This window comes from Pontibacillus sp. HN14 (assembly GCF_021129245.1).
Lineage (GTDB): Bacteria > Bacillota > Bacilli > Bacillales > BH030062 > Pontibacillus.
Genome location: NZ_JAJOLR010000001.1, coordinates 467928 through 490021 on the forward strand (window position 1 = coordinate 467928; position 22094 = coordinate 490021).

Consider the following 22094-nt stretch of genomic DNA (forward strand, 5'->3'; position numbering starts at 1 on the left):
AAGACATGCCATTACAGTGAGCAAGCTCACTTCCATGTCCTGTCTTATCCTTACGCCTCTGGCCAAGCCCCCCTGCGCTTTTCTTAATGTCTAGCTCCGGCTCCTAGCCCCTAGCGTCATAAGCAAGATGCCTACAGTCCGCTCTGCGAACTTACGGCATCTTGCTTATGCGGCCCCACAGGAAGTGGGGTCGTTCGACGTTGCCACAGGACGTGGCGATCTTAGTCGAGCTTCCTTGAAGGCTAAACAGTCGCCTTCGCTTTTCTAATGTCTAGCTCCGGGGGCTAGAGGCTAGAGAGATAAGACATGCCATTACAGTGAGCAAGCTCACTTCCATGTCCTGTCTTATCCTTACGCCTCTGACCAAGCCCCCTGCGCTTTTCTTAATTCCCTAGTCTATCTCTCCTATTAGTTGCATACATTTTTATTACACGTGATAGGAGGGATAGAATGAATGCTACGAGGCAGGATGCTTGGACACAGGATGAAGATGTTTTACTAGCTGAAACGGTTCTCCGTTATATCCGGCTTGGGAAGACGCAGTTAGAAGCGTTTGAAGAGGTGGCTAGGAAGCTATCACGCACTTCGGCGGCTTGTGGGTTTCGTTGGAATGCGACTGTGCGTAAACGATATTCAAAAGGGATTCAATTAGCGAAAGAAGAAAGAAAAAGAGGCGGGGTTGGAAAAGAAGAGGTGGCCTCTGCCGAGGAGTCTATCGCCTCCGCATTTTCCATTGATGACGCCATCTCATTTCTAGAAACCATGAGGCAAAATGTTTCTGGAGCAAAACCTGAGCCTCACAAACAAGAACTTTCTCAACTCTATGAGGAAAACCAAAAGTTGAAGGATCAGGTTAAACGATATCATCAAGCATGGGAAGAGATGGGGAAACTTTGGCAATGGGTGCAAATTCCGAAAGAAAAAGGCTGATCCGTTATGTGATCAGCCTTTTTTCTGCTCTCAGCACTATTGATTTAAGAAGGGTTTTTTTCTGATACGCCAGCAGGTGTCCAGATAAGAGGGTTTTCCCCTAAATCTCGTTCCATATCATATTTAGCTTTTTGGAAGCCCATCTTCTCCCAAAAACCGTGAGAATTGATGCGAGGATTCGTTTTGATTGGAAGTTCAAAGCTTTTAGCGAAATCTACAAGTTTCTTGCCGTAGCCTTTTTTTCGGTAATCTGGCAGAACCTCGAGCTTCCAAAGCTCTAAATAATCTTGGGCGGGTTGAAAGTAGTCGTCATAGCGTGAAGAAACCTGATAAAGACTCATGCGAGCTACTAAAGCGTTTCCATAATAAATCCCATAAAACGGTGAAACGCTATCATTTTCGATTATGTTACTTTGCAGGTCCTCTAACATTGAAAGCTCTTGATTTCCGTATTCTTTAAATCGTTTAAATTCTTCTAACGTTTTAAAATTAACCACTAGTTTTTGAACTTGTATGGTATCCATCATTATAAAGTCCCCCTTAAAACCATAATCACACATCTCTATTATAATATAAAAATTTTCTGAATTAAATGATTTGTGTTTCCTTTATTGCCATTTAAGTAGATGGCGCTGTGCCATTCAGGAGAGATGTGTCCTGCAAAAGTGGCTCGAGGTCCAGCGTATTCGCTCAAAACTCCCTTTATCCTAAAGACCAGAGAAAGAATATTTGCTAAAATGAGCAAATAGGAGGATTTTCGCCTCTTGTTGTATAAAGAAAAGAAGAGAAGAAGCAAAAGTGGGTGAATAGGTTGAAAGTAGCTATAATTGGGGCTGGAGCTGTTGGGTTATTGTACGCAATTAAAACTCAAGAAAGAGGACATAAAGTAACCCTATATGCTCGGAGACAAGACCAGATAGAGCTTATCAGAAGAGAAGGTATTCAGGTGGGAGAGGAGCACACCTCCCGTACCATTCATATAGAAGATGTGACGCGTTTACATCATTTCTTCGATTTGGTTATTCTTGCAACGAAGCAAACTCATGTTGATGAAGTGGTAGCATTAATGGCTGAAAAGAAAGTGACATCTCCTGTCTTGTTTCTTCAGAACGGAATGGGACACGTGGACCTGGCTGTTAACATGCCGAACCCGTCGGCTGTAGGTGTTGTAGAACATGGCGTACGAAAAACATCTGACAGAGGTGTTTTGCATACAGGATTGGGACTGACCCGAATCGCAGCGGTGAATATGGAAAGAAGACAAGCCTTATGGATTAAAGACCAGCTAGATTCTAAGGAGTTTTCGTATGTATTTGAAGAAGATTGGTTTGAAGTATTATCTAATAAACTCATTGTGAACGCCGTGATTAACCCAATAACAGCATTATTTAACATAAGGAACGGAGAGATTCTCGAAAACCCTTATCTTTTAAATATAGCGAAACGGCTATGCGAAGAAGCTTGTATGGCTCTTTTGAAAACAGATGGTGATCGTCAATTTGAACGTGTCACTCACATAATGGAGCAAACGAAGTGGAACCGATCTTCAATGCTAGCGGATGTATTACACCAAAGGGAAACAGAAATCGAAGGAATCTCTGGATATATATTGGAGAAGTGCAAACAAGACCTCCCTTATACATCCTTCGTCTATGAAGGACTAAAGGGAATAGGACAAATCAGAAGGAGGGAGAACATGTGAACCAGGTGATTGCCTATCTTGCAGCGATCTTAATTACTATGCCAATTCCTCTTACAATAATTGTATACCTAATCATGAGGAAAACAGTAAAGAATAAAAAGAAATCCTTGCACATGACAGTAAACAGTATGACAGTTATTTATGTTTTAGCTGTGCCGGCGGCTTTATTTGTCATTTTTGAGCGATCTTATATTAGTTATGTTTTTATTTTACTTCTTCTTTTACTTAGTCTTTTTATCTATTTACAATGGAAGGTAAGAGATGAGATTGAATTCAGAAAAGCATTTAAAGGATTTTGGCGTTTCAGTTTTCTGTTATTTGCAGGCTTGCACATATCTTTGACGATTTATGGGCTGGCCAATAGGCTTATGACTTTATGATGCCTTTTAAGTGAAATCCCTTCGTCTTTTCGATACAATACGAGAGGAATACATAGAACTTATTGAAAAAGGAGAAGGTTATCCATGCGGATCCAACCCATTGAATTACCATCACAGAATAAATTTATCCAACATTATCGTGCTCAGCATGAGGAGCTATTAAATAAATTTCATTACAACCCATACAAACAAGAAGAGTATGAAAGGCGAGTTGCAGAATTAGAAGAACGTCATTTCCAACGAGATGCTCTTGCAGACCATCTTCAGCGTGTGAATGAAGAGTGGGGAGCCAGTGAAGCAACAGTCTCTAATATCGAACGACTAAGAGATCCTCAAAGTGTTGTGGTTGTAGGTGGCCAACAGGCTGGATTGCTGACAGGTCCTCTATATACGATTAACAAAATCGTTTCGATTATCGTTATGGCTAAAGAACAAGAAGAAGCGCTTGGTCGTCCTGTACTTCCTGTCTTCTGGATTGCAGGTGAGGATCATGATTTTGATGAAATCAATCATATATATATGCCACAATCCCCGCGAATGAAGAAGCATAAAATTCTTCAAAAACAAATGAAAAAAGAAGCAGTTTCAGAAATGGAGATGGATCAAGAGGCTATCCAAACATGGATAGATCGATTGTTTATGGGCTTAAGGGAGAGTGAACATACCAATCACTTATATGACTTAATTAAGGGAGAGCTTAAACGATCTGTTACATTTGTAGATTTATTTGCTCGACTAACTCATTACTTCTTCAAAGAAGAAGGTCTTATTCTAATGGATGCTCAGCATAAAGACTTACGCCAACTTGAGAGCGGTTATTTTCAGGAAATGATAAGAAAACAGCCTGAAATCAGTGAAGGTGTGGTTCGGTCACTTCATTTAACAGCTCAACAAGGTTACTCTGTTAACTTAGAAGCTGAAGTAGAGGATGGACATCTATTTTATAAGTGGAACGGGGAACGTACTCTTTTAATGAAAGATGAAGAAGGAAATTGGCGCGGTAAAAAAGATGAATGTTGTTTTAGTGAAGAAGAGCTTCTCCATATTGCAGAAACAGAACCTCACCTTCTAAGTAACAATGTTGTCACGAGACCTTTAATGCAGGACCTTGTCCTGCCATCACTTACCTTTATCGCGGGACCTGGGGAAGTTGGATATTGGTCAGCGCTTAAGCCTGTCTTTGAAGCACTCAACATACAAATGCCACCGGTCATGCCTCGTTTATCTATGACCCTGCTTGATCGTCAGAATGAGAAATGGCTTCGTCGTCATCTTATCGATATAGAAAAGGCTGTGAATGAGGGTGTGACCGAGGATAAGAGCAAGTGGATTGCTATGCAAAGCTATCCTCCGATCGAAGAGTTAGCTGATGAAGTGAAGCGTGCGATAGAAAGAGCGCATCGCCCTCTGAAGGAAAAAGCGCATGAAATTCGGGATGACATCGGTCAAATTGCTGAGAAAAACCTCTTTTACTTGTTTAGGGATGTAGAGTTCTTGCAAGAAAGAATGGCTGATGCTCTTGAAGAGAAACATGGTCGTGAGCTAGAAGTATTCGATCAAATTGATTTACGCATTCACCCAGAAGGTGGTTTGCAGGAAAGAATTTGGAACATCTTGCCGTTTGCCAATGACCACGGCCCAGGCTTGCCGAAACAGCTCCTTACTGTAGAGTATGATTGGCGTAAAGCTCATCATGTTATATTCATGTAAGGAAACCGTTTATGTGAGCTGTGGAGTGATTTTAGTGAAATAGTTGAAAAATAATTAAATTTATTTAGAAATCCTGCCAATAAGGCAGGATTTTTTTTGTTCTGAAAGAATATTTAAGTTAAAGTGGAGGAAAGTGGTGGGATGTGGTACGCTTGTGTGAGAAAGTGGGGCTATCTATATGTTTATGGGAGAATATCAACACAATATAGATGCAAAAGGCCGAATCATTGTCCCTTCTAAGTTCCGAGAAGGCTTAGGGGAGAGCTTTGTCATAACACGTGGCCTAGATAAATGTGTATTTGCATACCCCCTTTCTGAATGGAAAGTGATAGAAGAGAAATTAAAGAAACTCCCACTCACGAAAAAAGATGCTCGAGCTTTTACTCGATTCTTCTTTTCTGGTGCCGTAGAGTGTGAAGTGGATAAACAAGGGAGAATCAATATCCCTGCACCACTCAGAAGCTATGCAGCGCTTGAGAAAGAAGTGATTGTAATCGGGGTTTCCAATCGAGTCGAGTTCTGGGCTAAAGACGATTGGGAAACGTATTTTGAGGAATCTGAAGATTCTTTTGCAGAAATCGCTGAGAACATGATGGATTTTGATATTTAGCAAATAATATAACAACCAGAGAATCTAACAGAAAAGGAATGAAAGTATGTTTGACCATATTACAGTATTAAAGGAAGAAACCGTCACTGGATTAGATGTTCAGCCGAATGGTATCTATGTAGATTGCACACTCGGAGGCGGGGGACACAGTGAGCGCATTGCTGCTCAACTAACTGAAGGAGGCCGCCTGATAGCTTTTGATCAGGATGAGGTAGCTCTTAAAGCAGCTAAAGAACGCTTAGCCCCTTATGCTGACCGTATTACCTTTGTACATGCGAACTTTCGGGAACTGAAGCAGTCCTTATTGGACCTTGGAATTGAGGAAGTAGATGGAATTGCATTTGATCTTGGGGTATCCTCTCCACAACTCGATGAAGACGAGAGAGGGTTTAGTTATCATCAAGATGCACGTTTAGACATGAGAATGAATAGGGAACAGCCACTTAGTGCTTATGAAGTCATTAATGAGTGGGATTACAATGACCTTGTGCGTATATTCTTCAAATACGGAGAAGAGAAATTCTCAAAACAAATTGCCAGAGGTATTGAGAAGAAAAGGGAAGAGTCGCCAATTGAAACCACCACACACCTGGTGGACATAATTAAAGAAGCTATTCCGGCACCTGCAAGGCGAAAAGGCGGCCATCCGGCTAAAAGAATCTTTCAGGCTGTACGCATTGCAGTGAATGATGAGTTAGGTGCCTTTGAAGATGCTTTAAAGCAAGCGGCTGAAATGGTAGCGATTGATGGCAGAATTGCAGTCATTACGTTCCATTCGTTAGAGGATCGTATTTGTAAACAAACCTTTAAAGAGTGGAGTAGTAATCCACCTTTACCTAAAAGTATTCCAATTATTCCTGAGGACCAAAAGCCACCGTTTGAGTTAGTCAATCGAAAACCAATTACTCCAAGTGAAGAAGAATTAGAAGATAACCGAAGAGCTCGATCTGCGAAATTAAGAGTTGTTAAAAAAATACGTCCATGGGAAGGGTGGAATAATGAATGAGTGCAGAAAAAGCGAAACAATTGCACCAACATGAAACAACAGAGCAAAGCCAGAGCCAAAAGCAGGTAAAGGTCCAGGTACATAAAAAGCGATGGATCACACCTGGTGAGAAGTTTTTATACACAGTGGTTAGTAGCCTTGCAATCCTATTCAGTGTCGTTGTGGTATCTTACTCCTCGTCTATTGATCAAATGAACCGGGATATGCAACGTTTAGACACGAACATAACCGATCAACAACTTGAAAATGAAAATCTTCAATATAAGATTAAAGAACTGTCTAATCCTGAGCGTATTATGGAAATTGCGAAGGAAAATGGTCTTGAAATCCGTCAGTCGAAAGTTAAACAAGCTAAATCCGTTTCCGGTAACGAATAAGGGGACAAGAGATTTATGAAGAAAAATCGAACAACTCACCGAATGGCGAAGCTCTACATGCTTGGGTTTATGTTAGTCTTCACGATTATCTTCGGTCGTTTCGCTTATATACAAGCGACAGGTGAAATTGAAGGAGTATCTCTTCAGGATTGGGCGGATCAAAAGCGGACAAGTTCCTATACAATTGAAGCCGACCGAGGCAAGATCCTCGATCGAAATGGAATGACACTTGCTTATGACCGTCCTACCTATAGTGTGTATGCGATTGTTGATGAAGAGTATTCTAAAGATTCAAAGGAGCCGTTACATGTTGAGGATCCGAAAAAAACGGCTGAACAGTTGGCTCCTATTTTAGGTTTAGAAGAGTCTTATGTATATGATCGTCTAAATAAAGAGGGTCCTTTCCAAGTTGAATTTGGAGCAAATGGACGTTACCTTTCTCAAGAAACCCGTGAAGATATTGAAGAACTTGACTTGCCTGGTATTCGATTTAAACAAGAAGCCAAGCGGTATTACCCAAATGGCATGTTTGCCTCTCATGTGTTAGGGTTTGCACAAAATCAAGGGGAAAATGATGAAATTGAAGGTATGATGGGAATCGAAGAACAGATGGATGATTATCTTTCTGAAACAGATGGTTCCATCTCTTATAAACGGGATAAGTACAATATGAAACTACTAAACCCTGAAGAAGTCTTTCAAAAGCCTGAAGACGGGGCGAATGTGACCCTGACGATTGATCAGAAAATCCAGACTTTCCTAGAAGATGCGATGAACCATGTGGTGAAGGAATATAATCCTGAGAAAATTATAGCCATAGTTATGGATCCGAAAACCGGTGAAGTACTGGCTATGGGAAATAGGCCGAGTTTTGATCCAAACAAGAGGCAGGATATTGGCAACTGGTACAATGATGTCATTGCCTCACCATATGAACCTGGGTCTACTATGAAGATCTTTACCTATGCTGCTGCAATGGAAGCTGGTGTATATAATGGCTCTGATACGTACATGTCAGGTGAATATGTGTATAATGATCGTGGTGATAAGATCCGTGACCATAACTATGGTAAGGGTTGGGGCACCATTGACTATGATGAAGGGTTTGAACGTTCCTCAAACGTGGCGGCTGCTAAATTAGTTTGGGAAGTAATGGGTCCTGAAACATACATGGATTACTTGCAAGCATTCGGCCTTGATCAAAAGACTGGAATTGATCTTCCTGGCGAACAAGCCGGTAAAATTGTTTACAAATGGGATAGTGAAGTTATTACAACTGCATTTGGACAAGGATCAACATTTACTCCAATTCAACAAATGAAGGCAGCCACGTCAGTTGCTAACAACGGTAAAATGATGCAGCCTTATGTAATTTCCCAAGTAACAGACCCTTCGTCAGGGGATGTGCTCGAGAAGAAAGAACCTAAAGTTGCGGGAGAGCCAATTAGTAAAGATACCGCCAAAAAAATGCGGGACTTAATGGGAAATGTTGTGACTGGTGAACATGGTACAGGAGTTAATTTCTATAACCTAGCTAATTACTCTGTAGCTGGTAAGACCGGTACAGCCCAAATTCCAAACTCTGAAACTGGGGGGTACTTAGCGGGACATGGAAATTACTATTTGTCATTCCTCGGCATGGCACCAAAAGAAGACCCTGAACTTATGATGTATGTCTCAGTGAAGCAACCAGACCTTGAACCAACTGAATATGAAGCAGAACCAAGTTCTTATATTTTCAAAACGGTGATGGAAAATAGTCTTCACTATATGAACATTAAACCGACGGAAAATAAAGAAGAGCTCTCTGTAGATTCTAAAACCCTCAAGGACTATAACGGTGACTCTGTTGCAAAAGCCAAACAAGCCATTACAAAAAATGGACTAACTCCTGTTGTATTGGGTGATGGAACGAAAGTAAAAGAGATGTTCCCTCGTGGAGGGACGAAAGTGGTCTCTAATGAAAAGGTGTTCCTAGTAACCTCTGACTCCGCTAAGATGCCTGATATGTCAGGTTGGGCTCTGCGGGATGTGTTACGATTTGGTGATGTAATGGATGTAGAGATCGATTCCGTTGGGAATGGTTTTGTTAGAAAACAAAGCGTTGCAGCTGGGGCTACCATTAAAAAGGGTGGATACCTTGTAGTGGAATTAACAGGCCCTAATGAGGAGCCATCTGACCAAACGCTTGAAGAACAAACAGAGCGGTCGATGCAAGGAGAAGAATCCGACCAGGACTCTTCAGAAGCTCCATCTGATCAAGAACAAGAGAACTCAACAGATGAGAATGAAGAATAAAGCGTAGCAAAGACAGTGTTCTAATCGTTTTTCTGAACTCATAAAATGGATACAAGCATACCATGGACGTAAAGGAGATGTACCATGAAACGAGTATCCAATGTGACGTTACGAAAACGATTGGTCACTGTTTTTCTTTTGGCAGGTGTTGTACTAGCTATTATTGTAACCCGTTTAGGGTATGTGCAATTTGTCATGGGCGATCAGTTGATGGACAAGGCGAAAAATTTATGGAGTCGTGACATTCCTTTTGAACCGGAGCGTGGCGATATTTTAGATCGCAATGGAGTTGTGTTGGCTGAGAATGTATCTGCTCCATCTGTCATGGTCGTACCCCGTCAGATTAAGAACCCTCAGAAAACGGCGGAACAATTAGCGAAAATTCTCGATATGCCAGTGGATAAAGCATACGAACATGTGACTAAAGTAAGTATGATTGAACGACTCCATCCTGAAGGTAGAAAAATTTCAGAAGAAAAAGCAGATGCCATCAGAGCACTGAATTTAGATGGTGTTTACATTGCTGAAGATTTCAAGCGCCATTATCCGAAAGGGGAGTATCTTTCCCATGTATTAGGGTTTAGTGGGATTGATAATCAAGGGTTAATGGGGCTTGAGTTGTATTATGATGAACAGCTTAAAGGTGAAGAAGGGCAGCTTTCGTTTTTCTCTGATGCAAAAGGGGGCCGGCTTCCAAATATCGCTGATGTTTACGAACCCCCTCAAGACGGGTATAACTTAAAGCTTACAATTGATGATCGCGTCCAAACGATTATTGAAAGAGAGCTAGATAACGCTGAAGCAAAGTATAATCCGGATGGTGCCATTGCTATTGCAATGGATCCTGATACTGGCGAGATTCTTGCTATGTCTAGCCGTCCCACTTTTAACCCGGAAAATTATCAAAATGTTCCTCAAGAAGTCTATAATCGTAACCTTCCGATCTGGAGTTCATATGAGCCTGGGTCTACGTTTAAAATTATTACGCTGGCCTCTTCTTTAGAGGAAGGGCTTGTAGATTTAGAAAATGACCATTTCCATGATAGTGGCTCCATTGAAGTAGATGGGGCACGACTCCGTTGTTGGAAGCGCGGGGGTCATGGAAGTCAGACCTATTTAGAAGTGGTACAGAACTCTTGTAACCCAGGGTTTGTAACCTTAGGCCAGGAACTGGGGAAAGAGCGATTGTTCAGCTATATTAAAGATTTTGGCTTTGGTACCAAAACAGGGATTGATCTTCAAGGAGAAGGAAATGGTATTTTATTCAGGGAAGAACAAGTTGGACCTGTTGAATTAGCGACAACAGCTTTCGGCCAAGGGGTTTCTGTTACTCCGATCCAGCAAGTTACAGCTGTGGCTGCTGCTGTAAATGGAGGATATTTGTATGAGCCTTACATTGCGAAAGAGTGGGTGAACCCCATTACTGGGGAGGCTGTAGATCAAACAGAACCAACGCTTAAGAAACGTGTCATTTCTGAAGAAACCTCCTCAAAAGTAAGGGAAGCACTTGAGAGTGTTGTTGCTTTAGGGACAGGTAAGGGCGCATATGTAGAAGGGTATAGAGTTGGCGGGAAAACGGGAACAGCTCAAAAAGTGGGTCCTGATGGTCGTTATATGACAGACAACCATATTGTATCTTTCATCGGCTTCGCACCTGCTGATGATCCAGAACTTGTCGTTTATTTAGCAATTGACAACCCTAAAAATACCGTCCAATTTGGTGGGGTCGTAGCTGCTCCAATTGTAGGGAATATTATGGGTGACAGTTTAAGAGCAATGGGTGTAAAACCTAGAGAAGATGGGCTTGAGAAAGAAGTGCAATGGCCTGATCAACCGCTTGTTGAGGTCCCGGATTTAATTGGACTTGAAAAGAAGGAGTTAACCCAGTATATGGTGAACCTTTCTATTGAAACGAGTGGAACTGGTAATTATATTGTAGATCAAGCACCTAAAGAAGGAACGAAAGTAGAAGAAGGTTCAAAAATTCGACTATTTTTAGCAGAGGAAGCTCCGGAGGTTGATCATTCGGATCATTCTCATTAAACAACAATCGCGAACCGGGGCCTTGTCTGCTATAATATACGTTGAAAATCTAATAGTAAGGAGTCCTTACATGAAGCTAAGTCAATTACTAAAGACACTACGCGTCTATCAAACTACAAAGGACATCAACCATGTAACGGTTACTGGAATAGAAATGGATTCAAGACAAGTAACCCATGGTCATTTATTTATTTGTATAAATGGTTTTACAGTGGATGGCCATGATTATGCCAAACAAGCTGAGGAGAAAGGGGCTGCTGCCATTGTAGCAGACCGTCCTCTGGATGTTTCAGTCCCCGTCATACTTGTGAGGGATACTTCCCGAACTATGGCAAAGTTAGCTAACGCTTATTATCATAACCCAACCCAAAAATTCCAGCTGATTGGAATTACCGGGACAAATGGAAAAACATCAACTTCTTATCTGGTTGAAGCCATTTTCAAGCAGCATAAAGATAAAACCGGCTTGGTCGGTACCATACAAATGAAAATCGGGGATAAAGAGTACCAGGTTAAAAATACGACCCCCGATTCTTTATTTTTGCAGAAACATTTTGCTGAAATGGTAAATGAAGGAGTAGATACGGCAGTCATGGAAGTCTCCTCTCACGCGCTTGATTTAGGAAGAGTGCACGGAGCTGATTTTGATATCGCAGTATTTACTAATTTAAGTCAAGATCATCTGGACTACCATAAAGACATGGATGATTACTTACGTGCCAAATCACTCTTATTTGCCCAACTTGGAAACGGATACGATGCCACTAAACCTAAATACGGTATAGTTAATCGAGATGATCCTTATTATGAAGCCTTTTGTAATAGCACATCTCAAGAAGTTCTTACATATAGCATGGATCATAAAGGGGATATCACAGCTAAGGATGTAAAACTATCTGCTAGTGGAACAACCTTTACGTTATGTACACCGTCTGGTGATAAAGAAATTACTAGTCCGTTAATCGGGAAATTTAGCGTATATAATATGTTAGCAGCTGCCAGTGCGGCATGGGTGGCAGGTGTGGACCTTGAAACCATACAAGAGGCCCTCTCAACTACCAAAGGAGTAAGTGGGCGATTTGAGCCTGTTCTCGCTGGCCAGGAATATGGGGTTATTGTGGATTATGCTCACACACCAGATTCCTTAGAAAATGTATTAGAAACAATTCAATCTTTCGCTAAGAAGAAAATCTACGTTGTTGTAGGTTGCGGGGGAGACAGGGATCGAACGAAGAGACCTCTGATGGCCAAGGTGGCTGTGAATTATGCCACAGAAGCCATTTTCACATCAGATAATCCGAGAAGTGAAGACCCGGAATCGATTCTTCGCGACATGGAAAGCGGAGTAGAAGAAGGCACTTTTAAGACGATTGTGAATCGGAAAGAGGCTATTCAGTATGCCATTGAACAGGCGAAGGATGGGGATGTGGTTCTAATCGCCGGGAAAGGGCATGAACCTTATCAAGAAATAAATGGTGTGACCCATCACTTTGACGATCGCGAAGTAGCTGCTGAATGTATTAATGACAGAACACAAAGGAGTTATCGCGACTAATGAATATAACCACCAATTGGATTCACAAGCATTTCCCCTCAGCCAGAGGGGTTGCCTCTGAAACAATCGAAATAAGAAACGTATTTACAGATACGCGCAAAAAAACAGATAAAGGATTATTTGTCCCAATACGGGGAGATCGCTTTGATGGGCATGAGTTTTTAAAAGATGCCATTGAAGGTGGGGCGGTTGCGGCATTATGGGATCAAAGTGTGGAAGTTCCGGGCTTTGTGCCAACAGATTTCCCATTGTTCTTTGTCGATGATACCATTATTGGCTTGCAACAGCTCGCTCATATTTATAGGAAAGAAATTAATCCTAAAGTCATTGGTGTGACCGGCTCAAACGGAAAGACAACAACGAAAGATTTTATTGCTGCTGTCTTAGCCCCGTCGTTTGAAACACATAAAACAAGTGGAAACTTTAATAATCACATTGGTTTACCTCTTACCATCTTATCCATGCCAGCGACAACAGAGGTGCTTGTATTAGAGATGGGAATGAATCATTTCGGAGAAATTGAGAACCTTTCCTTCATTGCTGAACCTGATTTTGCTGTCATTACAAATATAGGTGAATCTCACATTGAGTTTTTAGGCTCAAGAGAAGGGATCGCACAAGCCAAATCTGAAATATTAGCAGGGCTTCGTGAAGGAGGTACGCTTTTACTAGATGGTGACGAACCTTTATTAGCCCCTCTACACACGAGAGAAGGGGTGCTGTCATGTGGGTTTGATCAAAAGAATAAATATGTGCTTTCAGATATTCAAATGAGTGGTGCCTCTACGAGTTTTGCAATAAATGAGAATGAATCTTACACGATTCATCTCTTAGGTAAACATAATGTGAAAAACGCCAGCTTCGCCATTAAGATTGGGTCTCTTCTAGGGATGGATCCTTCTGATATACAGAAAGGGTTAAACGAAATGACGTTAACAGGCATGCGCTTTGAACTGATAGAAGGAAAGAATGGGGCTCACATTGTAAATGATGCTTATAATGCCTCTCCGACTTCTATGCGTGCCTCTATTGAAGTTATTAAAGAATTAAATCAATATTCACGCAAGATTCTCATTTTAGGGGATATATTTGAACTAGGGGCACAAAGTGAAGAAATGCATCGCTCTGTTGCAAAGGCGATTGACTCTTCTGTTGATGTCCTCATTACAGTTGGGGATGCTTCAAGCGTCATTGCAGAAGAAGTGAGAAGCCACCATAAAGATGTAGATACGTATTCTTTCTCATCTAAAGAAGAGGCTGCAGCACTTGTGCAACCGATGTTGCAAGAAGGAACCATTGTTTTATTAAAAGCTTCTCGCTTAATGGCTTTTGAAAGTTTTGTTGAGGAATTCACAGAATAAAGATTTAAGCGGACGGTTTACAGATTTAAAGGAGGAGCACAATGAACGAACAAGTACTATTAATCACTATGGCAATAGCCTTTTTAATTACCGTCCTCATCTCACCTATATTTATACCATTCTTACGTCGTTTGAAATTTGGTCAATCTATTCGAGATGAAGGTCCAAAATCTCACCAAAAGAAATCCGGGACTCCTACAATGGGAGGATTAATGATTTTAGTAGCAGCTTCAATTACTACGTTGGTGATGACCTCAAAGTTCAATCCGGATCCTATGAACTTTGAAGTCTTCTTATTGTTATTTGTTTTAATTGGCTATGGCCTTTTAGGATTCTTAGATGATTTTATTAAAGTCGCCTTGAAGCGAAATCTTGGATTAACTTCCAAACAAAAGATGGCAGGTCAATTAATTATTGCGGCTGTTTTTTACATTATTTTAAGACGTCATGATTTCCCTACCTACATCGGCTTCCCTGGAACAGACTTCCAAGTTGATCTTGGTTGGGGATATGCGCTATTAATTGTATTTATGCTTGTAGGATCATCAAATGCTGTGAATCTGACTGATGGGCTAGACGGCCTGCTTGCCGGAACGGCTGCATTAGCGTTTGGGGCTTTTGGTATACTGGCATGGCATGGACATCCGCAGTTTGAGATTGCAGTATTTACCCTGGCAATTGTAGGGTCTTTACTAGGATTTCTTGTCTTTAATGCCCATCCTGCAAAAGTATTTATGGGCGATACGGGTTCTTTAGCCCTTGGAGGCGCTATTGGAGCAATCGCTATCTTAACAAAGTTAGAAATTTTACTAGTCATTATTGGGGGCGTATTCGTCCTTGAAACATTATCTGTTATTATCCAGGTTATTTCATTTAAGACAAGAGGAAAACGTGTGTTCAAAATGAGCCCACTTCACCACCACTACGAGCTTATGGGATGGTCAGAATGGCGCGTTGTCACCACGTTTTGGCTTGTAGGATTACTATTTGCCGCGTTAGGCATTTATATTGAGGTGTGGGTCAATTGAATAAGTTAACATCATTTCCATATAATCAAGTGCTCGTACTAGGGCTTGCAAAGTCTGGTGCAGCAGCTGCTAAACTGCTTCATAAGAGTGGCATTTCAGTACGGGTAAATGACCAGCAGGCATTCGAAGATAACACAGAAGCTCAGACGCTTCACAATGAAGGTATTGAAGTGGTTACAGGCGGCCACCCACTAAGTGTACTCGATGGCGTAGACTACGTGGTGAAAAACCCTGGCATCCCCTATCACAACCCCGTTGTAGAAGCTGCCTTAGAAAAGGGAATCCCGGTGGTTACAGAGGTTGAATTAGCCTATATGCTCCATAAAGGTCCAATTGTGGCGATCACAGGGTCAAACGGCAAGACTACCACAACCACACTTGTTTATGAAATGATTGAGAAAAGTAAAAGGCCTGTAGCTCTCGCCGGTAATATTGGTAAAGTATCTTGTGAAGTAGCTCAACATACAACATCCGACGAAACCATGGTTATGGAGTTAAGCTCATTTCAACTGCTTGGAACAGAAACCTTTAAACCTGAGATATCTGTGTTTTTAAATCTCTATGAAGCTCATTTGGATTACCATAAGACTATGGAGCATTATGGGCAATCAAAAGCGAATATCTTTAGAAACCAGACTTCAGAGGATTATGCGATCTTTAATGCTGACCACACAGAAGTGCTCAAGCTTTCAGAACAGATACAAGCTAAAAAGGTACCTTTTTCTCTTTGCTCTAAACAGCCAGATGGAGTATGGTGTGACGAGGATTCTATTTACTACAAAGATACTTTAGTTATTAAACGTAATGAGGTCATTCTAGAAGGGGAACACAACCTCGAGAATACAATGGCTGCAGTGGCTGCTGCTTTATTAGCGGGCGCCACTTTAGAAGGAATTCGTGAAGTACTTTCAACCTTCACAGGCGTTAAGCACCGCCTTCAATATGTAAAGGAAGTAAGACAACGACGTTTCTTTAATGATTCCAAAGCGACAAATGTTTTAGCGACCCAAAAGGCACTTGGAGCTTTTCAGAATCCTACCATATGGCTTGCAGGTGGATTAGACAGAGGGCAGTCTTTTGAAGGACTTGTCCCTTATATGAAAAATGTTAAAGCAATGGTAGTGTTCGGAGAAACAGCACAAAAGCTTCGTGATTTTGGCAACCAAAATGGAATAGAGACAATTTTTATGGTCGATAATGTAAAGCAAGCAGCTGAAAAAGCTTATCGTATCTCTGCTGAACAAGACGTTATCCTTCTTTCTCCAGCTTGTGCAAGCTGGGATCAATATAAAACTTTTGAAGAAAGAGGAAACATGTTTGTGGAAGCCGTGCATACATTAGAGTAGGGGGCTTGTCTTACCATAAACCATTAACGGCCCCCAACGTTCTGCTGGAACCAAGGGGGCCTTTTTTATGTTGCAAAGTCGAACTAAACAGTTGCACAAAGCACCTGATTTACTGCTGATTGTAGCGATTTTCTCATTACTATTAATAGGCGTTATTATGGTCTATAGTGCATCGGCCATATGGGCGACCTACAAATTTGATGATTCATTCTTCTTTGCTAAACGCCAACTTTTGTTTGCTGGTGCTGGTATTGTAGCGATGTTTGGATTTATGAATATTCCTTATCTGACGTGGAGGAATAGTTCTAAAACGCTCTTAATCGTATGCTTTATCCTGTTAATTGCTGTATTAATACCAGGTGTAGGTATGGTTAGAGGTGGCGCGCGAAGCTGGATTGGAGTTGGAGCGTTTAGCATACAACCTTCTGAATTTATGAAGCTTGGATTGATTATCTTCTTAGCACGGTATCTTGCTGATCACCAAAAGAAGATCACATCTTTTACAAAAGGGTTTATGCCATCACTCTCGCTTGTAATGGTAGCGTTCGGGTTTATTATGCTACAGCCAGACTTAGGGACTGGTGTCGTGTTAGTTGGAACTTGTATGCTTATGATTTTCGTTTCCGGCGCTCGCATTGCACATTTTGTTGGCCTTGGTGTTCTTGGGCTAGCAGGTTTTGCAGGGCTTATCATTTCAGCTCCTTATCGTATGCAACGAATAACTGCCTTTTTAAACCCGTGGGAAGATCCACTGGGGGCTGGGTTTCAAATTATTCAGTCCCTATATGCCATTGGACCAGGAGGATTAATGGGGCTTGGGCTCGGGCAAAGTTTACAAAAGTTTTATTATCTTCCTGAACCCCAAACGGATTTTATCTTTGCAATTCTGGCTGAAGAACTTGGATTTATTGGCGGAACCTTTGTCTTATTGCTATTCTTTCTCTTATTGTGGAGGGGCATCCGTGTCGCTCTGGGTGCACCGGACACGTTCGGTAGCTTACTAGCACTAGGGATTGTTGGGATGATTACAATCCAGGTCATGATTAACATAAGTGTTGTAACAGGGCTAATGCCAGTAACGGGAATCACGCTTCCATTCTTAAGCTACGGAGGATCTTCCCTCACATTAACGTTATGTTCTGTCGGGATTTTACTAAATATCAGTCGATATGCAAAATTATAAAAGAAGGGCCGTCCGGTAATGGGTGGCCTTTTTTTGTTGGAGGTAGCTTTTATGAAATGCTGGTATTTTTCTGTGCTAATCTTCCTTCTCCTTAAGAACCAAATATCCTATTAAAAATGTTCAATCCACGTCGGCCATATGTGCTCCGACCCCCAGTTTAATTGAAATTGAACCGAACTGTCTTTAAAGTAAAAGGTTTTGAATTCTCTTGCTACACATTAGTTTTATAAGGTAATGAATCGGGTATATGTGTAGAGGCTGAATTTCAATTGCAACCTAATCACAGATAGGTATCATGTGGATTTATACGAAAAGAAGAAATTGTTGGCACATAGATACAGAAAAATCACGAAAAATCAAGTGATTTGTGATATAATTTTCCTATGCATAATAGCGGCGTTTATCGTGCCGTTTCCTTATGTAATTGAAACCACCGGGCAGGGGAATTTTCCATGGCTGAAAAGAAAATCGTTTCTATTGAAGATCGCATTCCAAAATTAAAAGAATCACGAAGAAAGAAGTCGAATCGACGCTTGATTATGTACTTGTCTTTTTTCTTTTTGCTTATTGCGATAATCATTTACTTACAGTCTTCCTTAAGTCAGGTAAAGTCTATTGAGCTGAGCGGAAACGATCATGTTGATCGGGATACAATTCTCTCATTAAGTGGACTGACTCCTGGAGAGGATAACTATTGGAAAGTAGACCGACAGGCAGTAGCAGAAAAAGTGGAACAACATGAGGAAATAAGTGGTGTTCAAGTAGACAAGCAATTCCCTTCCACTGTTGAAATGACGATAGAGGAGTACCAGAGAGTAGGGTACGTTGAGCGGGAAGGCAGTTATTATCCGATTCTTGAAACGGGTAAAGAGCTCACCGATCAAAAGTTAAAAACCCCCCGTGGTGATGCTCCTTTATTAATTGGATTTCAGCGTCAGACTTACTTGGAAGAAATGACAAGAGAAATGCAGCAGTTGCCTTCAAGTGTTACTCAGTTAATTTCGGAGGTACAGTGGACCCCAAGTGATAAGAATCCTTATAAAATTCATTTGTATATGAATGATGGATTTGAAGTGGAGGCTTCGATTCGGAATTTTTCTCAAAACATGCGATCCTATCCTTCTATTGTTTCTCAGCTAGAGCCTGGACAAAGAGGGATTATCCATATCGATGTTGGTGCTTATTTCGAAGAATATCCACAACAAGAGAAAGAAGGGGAAGAAAGCGATGAGGCTAACCGGTAGACACGTTATTTTCTCCCTTGTGTTATTTGTATCAGGTTTCTTGGTTGCGTTTAGCTATCAGCAAACCAACCAAGACCCGCAAGTCTACCAGCTTACTGATAAGCAACTTGAAAAAGATTATTACTACCGACAGCAATTGATTAACATTGAAAAAGAAAACCAATCCATTCGAGAAGATATTGAAGCAAAAAAGGCTGAAATTCAAAAGATGGAAGATCAATTAGCTAATCAAGAGCAAACGGTAAGTGATTATGTGCAAGACAAACAGACACTTCAAAAATTAACAGGGGAACTTCCGGTAAAAGGTAAAGGTGTTGAAATTCAGCTTAAGGATGCAGATTACATACCCTCAGAAGAAAATGTCAATCAATATATCGTTCACGATAGTCACATTCACAAAGTAGTAAACGAATTACTATCAGCAGGAGCGAATGCAGTTGCGATAAATGGCCAAAGGCTCTATAGAGATTCCTATATTGCTTGTGTTGGTCCAGTTATCTCTGTAGATGGAGTTCAACACCCCGCGCCGTTTGTAATCACGGCGATTGGTAACCCTGATGTGTTAATGCCAAGCTTGACTTTAGAAGGTGGAGTCGTTGATCAACTTGTAAGTGACAACGTAGAAGTCTCTACCCAAAAGCAAGATATCATTAAAATGGATGCTCGCCTTGCAGGGGAGAGGTGATGGGTATGAATGCTCGAAGTAAAATCATTTTCTCCTTCATATTTGCTTTAGTCGGTTTTATGATTGCCATACAGTTCCAAACAACTCAAGAGCCAAAAGTTAGGGACACCCGTGATCTATGGGAAGTTCGAACCGAATTGCAAAAGCAGCAAAAGACTCAGCAAGACTTACTCTCTAAAGAACGAGAATTAAATAGAATGATTGCTCAATATGAAGGTCAGTCTAACTTTGAAAAGGTAGAAACGTTAAATCAGTCTCTGAATAAATTAAAACGTAAAGCTGGTCTTACTGAAGTAAAAGGGGCTGGGGTCATGCTTACTGTAGAACCAATCTTTCAAGATTTGGAGTATGCAGAAACTTACCCAACGATCTCCCCATCTTTGTTACATCAGCTCGTAAACGAATTGAACACGTACGGGGCTAGCGATATTTCCATTGGACAAGAAAGAATCACAAATTTATCTCCAATCCGTGATGTGAATGGGACTACTTATGTGAATAATCACCCTGTTCCACCTCTTCCCGTAAAGATTAACGTTTTATCAGAAGATCCTGAGAAGTTAATGAACTACATGGAAGTAAGTGATGTGCTTGAGATATTTGTGATTGAGAACTTGTCTGTATCTATGGAAGTCCATGAGAATCTAACACTACCTGAGTACGAACAGACCCCTGATCTTCAATATCTTGAAACAGAAGATGCTACAGAAACAGGTGAAACATAATGTGGTTACCGGTATTGTTCTTAATTGTAGGCATTAGTTTAGGTCTGATCTCAGATCTTAGAGTTCCTGAAGAGTATGCAAACTATCTCTCAATAGCCGTATTAGCAGCGTTTGATACATTACTTGGTGGAATCAGAGCCCATTTAGAAAAGAAGTTTGATCAAACTGTATTTGTTTCTGGTTTCTTCTTTAATGTATTATTAGCCGCTTTCTTGGCTTTTCTTGGTGTCCAGCTAGGTGTTGATTTATACTTAGCTGCTGTATTCGCGTTTGGAGTAAGGTTATTTCAAAATATAGCCATTATTCGGCGCTACATAGTAGACCGCAGGAGTAATAAGAAGGAAATTGAAAAAAACGAAAGAAAATAAAAGGAAATTATCTTATTTTTGTTGAATAAGGTAAATAGTTTCTGAAGGTTCGTACTGAAATTAAGCAGTGGGAATAGAGATCCGGTTTCTTTTACAAACAGATTAAATTAAAAGAAGTAGCCGGAAAGGAATTGCCATTACGCTTAACATTCGGTAATATGTGAACTAATCAGATGCCTTAGTTTAGGAGGTGCCTTGGATTTGAACAACAATGATATACTTGTCAGCCTTGATATAGGTACATCAAAAATCAAAGTAATCATAGGCGAAGTAATGAATGATTCGTTAAATATTATAGGTGTTGGCACAGCAGCCTCTAATGGGATGAAAAAAGGTGCCATTGTAGACATAGATCAAACGGTCCAATCCATACGCAATGCTGTAGAACAAGCGGAACGAATGGTCGGAATGCAGATTAACCGGGTGGTTGTTGGTATTAATGGTAGCCATATTCAACTTCAGCCTTGTCACGGGGTTGTAGCTGTGCAGAGCGAAAACCGTGAGATTGGAAATGAAGACATTGCGAGAGTTATTGATGCAGCGCAAGTTATTTCAGTTCCACCTGAACGTGAAATTGTTGATGTGATTCCAAAACAATTTATTGTCGATGGTCTAGATGAGATTACTGATCCTCGAGGTATGATTGGAGTTCGTCTTGAGATGGAAGGTACAATCATCACTTGTTCAAAAACGGTTCTACATAACATCTTGAAGTGCGTAGAACGCGCAAACTTAGAAGTTCTCGATATATGTCTGCAACCGTTAGCTTCAGGAGCAGTTGCTTTATCGAAAGATGAGAAAAACCTTGGAGTCGCTCTTCTTGATATTGGTGGCGGTTGCACGACGATTTCTGTTTTTGAACAAGGCTTCTTACAGAATACAAGTGTCATTTCACTAGGTGGAGATAATGTCACGAAAGACTTGTCCATCGGTATGAGAACTTCAACCGAAGAAGCAGAAGATGTTAAACTCAATTATGGTCATGCATTCTTCGATGATGCCCAGGAAGAAGAAACATTTGAAGTTTCCATAATTGGGAGTGACCGGAAACAATCATTTAATCAATTACAGATATCTGATATGATTGAAGCACGATTAGAAGAAATTTATGCATACGCTGAGCGAGAATTAAGACGCATGGGATACCGGGAATTGCCAGGTGGATATGTGCTAACTGGTGGGTTAGTCGGTATGCCAGGATGTGCGGATTTAGCTCAGGATTGCTTCCAAACGAATGTGAGGATCGCAATACCTGATTATATTGGGGTTCGTGAACCACAATTCACTTCAGGCGTAGGAATATTGCAATTTGCTTATCATAATGCGAAAATACAAGGCAAAGAGCTATTCCCATCTGTGACTCTTGAGGAGACAGAACAACCTAAAGTTAAGAAACAAAAAAGTCAACAGAGTCAACAGACAGAAAAGCCTGAACCAAAGAAACAAAAAGAATCAAAAGTTGCCAATCTAATCAAATATTTCTTCGATTAAACATCCATCCTATCGAAGTTTAAATCGTACTAGATACAGAATCTTGGAATCT

20 protein-coding genes are annotated in these 22094 nt (G+C 40.9%); 19 read left to right on the plus strand and 1 reads right to left on the minus strand.

Annotation, left to right across the window (positions count from 1 at the left end):
- Positions 1-450 precede the first annotated feature (450 nt).
- Positions 451-930, plus strand: a complete 480-nt coding sequence (locus LQ226_RS02410; protein ID WP_231416250.1) for an RsfA family transcriptional regulator — start codon at positions 451-453, stop codon at positions 928-930.
- 44 nt (positions 931-974) lie between these two features.
- Here LQ226_RS02410 and LQ226_RS02415 read toward each other — a convergent pair whose 3' ends face one another.
- Complete coding sequence (locus LQ226_RS02415) at positions 975-1454, minus strand: N-acetyltransferase (RefSeq protein ID WP_231417550.1); 480 nt, start codon at positions 1452-1454, stop codon at positions 975-977.
- A 287-nt stretch (positions 1455-1741) separates the two neighbouring features.
- Here LQ226_RS02415 and LQ226_RS02420 point away from each other — a divergent pair, with 287 nt between their 5' ends.
- The 18 genes from LQ226_RS02420 (at position 1742) to ftsA (ending at position 22042) form a co-directional block, all read left to right on the plus strand.
- Positions 1742-2632, plus strand: a complete 891-nt coding sequence (locus LQ226_RS02420; RefSeq protein WP_231416251.1) for a 2-dehydropantoate 2-reductase — start codon at positions 1742-1744, stop codon at positions 2630-2632.
- Complete coding sequence (locus tag LQ226_RS02425; RefSeq protein ID WP_231416252.1) at positions 2629-3012, plus strand: DUF3397 domain-containing protein; 384 nt, start codon at positions 2629-2631, stop codon at positions 3010-3012. Before LQ226_RS02420 ends, LQ226_RS02425 begins: the two co-directional genes overlap by 4 nt.
- An 84-nt stretch (positions 3013-3096) precedes the next feature.
- Positions 3097-4722, plus strand: coding sequence for a bacillithiol biosynthesis cysteine-adding enzyme BshC (gene bshC / locus LQ226_RS02430; RefSeq protein ID WP_231416253.1), 1626 nt, complete (start codon positions 3097-3099; stop codon positions 4720-4722).
- A gap of 178 nt (positions 4723-4900) precedes the next feature.
- Positions 4901-5332, plus strand: a complete 432-nt coding sequence (mraZ, locus tag LQ226_RS02435) for a division/cell wall cluster transcriptional repressor MraZ (RefSeq protein ID WP_231416254.1) — start codon at positions 4901-4903, stop codon at positions 5330-5332.
- Between the two features lie 46 nt (positions 5333-5378).
- Positions 5379-6338 carry a 16S rRNA (cytosine(1402)-N(4))-methyltransferase RsmH gene (gene rsmH / locus LQ226_RS02440; protein WP_231416255.1) on the plus strand — a complete coding sequence of 320 codons (960 nt, stop codon included), beginning with the start codon at positions 5379-5381 and terminating at the stop codon, positions 6336-6338.
- The gene (gene ftsL, locus LQ226_RS02445; protein ID WP_231416256.1) at positions 6335-6715 is read left to right on the plus strand and encodes a cell division protein FtsL; all 381 of its coding nucleotides are present in this window, start codon (positions 6335-6337) and stop codon (positions 6713-6715) included. The genes rsmH and ftsL overlap by 4 nt, the downstream gene beginning before the upstream one ends.
- Positions 6716-6730: 15 nt before the next feature.
- Positions 6731-9013, plus strand: coding sequence for a penicillin-binding protein (locus LQ226_RS02450; protein ID WP_231416257.1), 2283 nt, complete (start codon positions 6731-6733; stop codon positions 9011-9013).
- 84 nt (positions 9014-9097) lie between these two features.
- Positions 9098-11056, plus strand: coding sequence for a stage V sporulation protein D (locus LQ226_RS02455; RefSeq protein WP_231416258.1), 1959 nt, complete (start codon positions 9098-9100; stop codon positions 11054-11056).
- Between the two features lie 70 nt (positions 11057-11126).
- Complete coding sequence (locus LQ226_RS02460; RefSeq protein WP_231416259.1) at positions 11127-12611, plus strand: UDP-N-acetylmuramoyl-L-alanyl-D-glutamate--2,6-diaminopimelate ligase; 1485 nt, start codon at positions 11127-11129, stop codon at positions 12609-12611.
- On the plus strand, positions 12611-13972 hold the full coding sequence (locus LQ226_RS02465) for a UDP-N-acetylmuramoyl-tripeptide--D-alanyl-D-alanine ligase (RefSeq protein ID WP_231416260.1): 1362 nt from the start codon (positions 12611-12613) through the stop codon (positions 13970-13972). The genes LQ226_RS02460 and LQ226_RS02465 overlap by 1 nt, the downstream gene beginning before the upstream one ends.
- Before the next feature lie 41 nt (positions 13973-14013).
- Positions 14014-15000: a phospho-N-acetylmuramoyl-pentapeptide-transferase gene (mraY, locus tag LQ226_RS02470; RefSeq protein WP_231416261.1), complete on the plus strand. Its 987-nt coding sequence runs from the start codon at positions 14014-14016 to the stop codon at positions 14998-15000.
- Complete coding sequence (gene murD, locus LQ226_RS02475) at positions 14997-16346, plus strand: UDP-N-acetylmuramoyl-L-alanine--D-glutamate ligase (protein ID WP_231416262.1); 1350 nt, start codon at positions 14997-14999, stop codon at positions 16344-16346. The genes mraY and murD overlap by 4 nt, the downstream gene beginning before the upstream one ends.
- Before the next feature lie 67 nt (positions 16347-16413).
- The gene (gene spoVE / locus LQ226_RS02480) at positions 16414-17529 is read left to right on the plus strand and encodes a stage V sporulation protein E (protein WP_231416263.1); all 1116 of its coding nucleotides are present in this window, start codon (positions 16414-16416) and stop codon (positions 17527-17529) included.
- A gap of 452 nt (positions 17530-17981) precedes the next feature.
- Positions 17982-18773 (plus strand): cell division protein FtsQ/DivIB, encoded by a 792-nt coding sequence (locus LQ226_RS02485; protein WP_231416264.1) that lies wholly within the window; start codon positions 17982-17984, stop codon positions 18771-18773.
- Positions 18757-19458: a DUF881 domain-containing protein gene (locus LQ226_RS02490; protein WP_231416265.1), complete on the plus strand. Its 702-nt coding sequence runs from the start codon at positions 18757-18759 to the stop codon at positions 19456-19458. The genes LQ226_RS02485 and LQ226_RS02490 overlap by 17 nt, the downstream gene beginning before the upstream one ends.
- 5 nt (positions 19459-19463) lie before the next feature.
- Positions 19464-20183 carry a DUF881 domain-containing protein gene (locus LQ226_RS02495; RefSeq protein ID WP_231416266.1) on the plus strand — a complete coding sequence of 240 codons (720 nt, stop codon included), beginning with the start codon at positions 19464-19466 and terminating at the stop codon, positions 20181-20183.
- The gene (locus tag LQ226_RS02500) at positions 20183-20551 is read left to right on the plus strand and encodes a small basic family protein (protein WP_231416267.1); all 369 of its coding nucleotides are present in this window, start codon (positions 20183-20185) and stop codon (positions 20549-20551) included. Before LQ226_RS02495 ends, LQ226_RS02500 begins: the two co-directional genes overlap by 1 nt.
- A gap of 201 nt (positions 20552-20752) precedes the next feature.
- The gene (gene ftsA, locus LQ226_RS02505) at positions 20753-22042 is read left to right on the plus strand and encodes a cell division protein FtsA (protein WP_231416268.1); all 1290 of its coding nucleotides are present in this window, start codon (positions 20753-20755) and stop codon (positions 22040-22042) included.
- The last annotated feature ends 52 nt before the right edge of the window (positions 22043-22094 follow it).

Excerpts from the sequence above, each read along its gene's own strand:
- LQ226_RS02410 (WP_231416250.1), top strand. The coding sequence starts at position 451 with ATGAATGCTACGAGGCAGGATGCTTGGACACAGGATGAAGATGTTTTA.
- LQ226_RS02415 (WP_231417550.1), bottom strand. The coding sequence starts at position 1,454 with ATGGATACCATACAAGTTCAAAAACTAGTGGTTAATTTTAAAACGTTA.
- bshC (WP_231416253.1), top strand. The coding sequence starts at position 3,097 with ATGCGGATCCAACCCATTGAATTACCATCACAGAATAAATTTATCCAA.
- mraZ (WP_231416254.1), top strand. The coding sequence starts at position 4,901 with ATGTTTATGGGAGAATATCAACACAATATAGATGCAAAAGGCCGAATC.
- rsmH (WP_231416255.1), top strand. The coding sequence starts at position 5,379 with ATGTTTGACCATATTACAGTATTAAAGGAAGAAACCGTCACTGGATTA.
- ftsL (WP_231416256.1), top strand. The coding sequence starts at position 6,335 with ATGAGTGCAGAAAAAGCGAAACAATTGCACCAACATGAAACAACAGAG.
- LQ226_RS02450 (WP_231416257.1), top strand. The coding sequence starts at position 6,731 with ATGAAGAAAAATCGAACAACTCACCGAATGGCGAAGCTCTACATGCTT.
- LQ226_RS02455 (WP_231416258.1), top strand. The coding sequence starts at position 9,098 with ATGAAACGAGTATCCAATGTGACGTTACGAAAACGATTGGTCACTGTT.
- LQ226_RS02460 (WP_231416259.1), top strand. The coding sequence starts at position 11,127 with ATGAAGCTAAGTCAATTACTAAAGACACTACGCGTCTATCAAACTACA.
- LQ226_RS02465 (WP_231416260.1), top strand. The coding sequence starts at position 12,611 with ATGAATATAACCACCAATTGGATTCACAAGCATTTCCCCTCAGCCAGA.
- mraY (WP_231416261.1), top strand. The coding sequence starts at position 14,014 with ATGAACGAACAAGTACTATTAATCACTATGGCAATAGCCTTTTTAATT.
- spoVE (WP_231416263.1), top strand. The coding sequence starts at position 16,414 with ATGTTGCAAAGTCGAACTAAACAGTTGCACAAAGCACCTGATTTACTG.
- LQ226_RS02485 (WP_231416264.1), top strand. The coding sequence starts at position 17,982 with ATGGCTGAAAAGAAAATCGTTTCTATTGAAGATCGCATTCCAAAATTA.
- LQ226_RS02490 (WP_231416265.1), top strand. The coding sequence starts at position 18,757 with ATGAGGCTAACCGGTAGACACGTTATTTTCTCCCTTGTGTTATTTGTA.
- LQ226_RS02495 (WP_231416266.1), top strand. The coding sequence starts at position 19,464 with ATGAATGCTCGAAGTAAAATCATTTTCTCCTTCATATTTGCTTTAGTC.
- LQ226_RS02500 (WP_231416267.1), top strand. The coding sequence starts at position 20,183 with ATGTGGTTACCGGTATTGTTCTTAATTGTAGGCATTAGTTTAGGTCTG.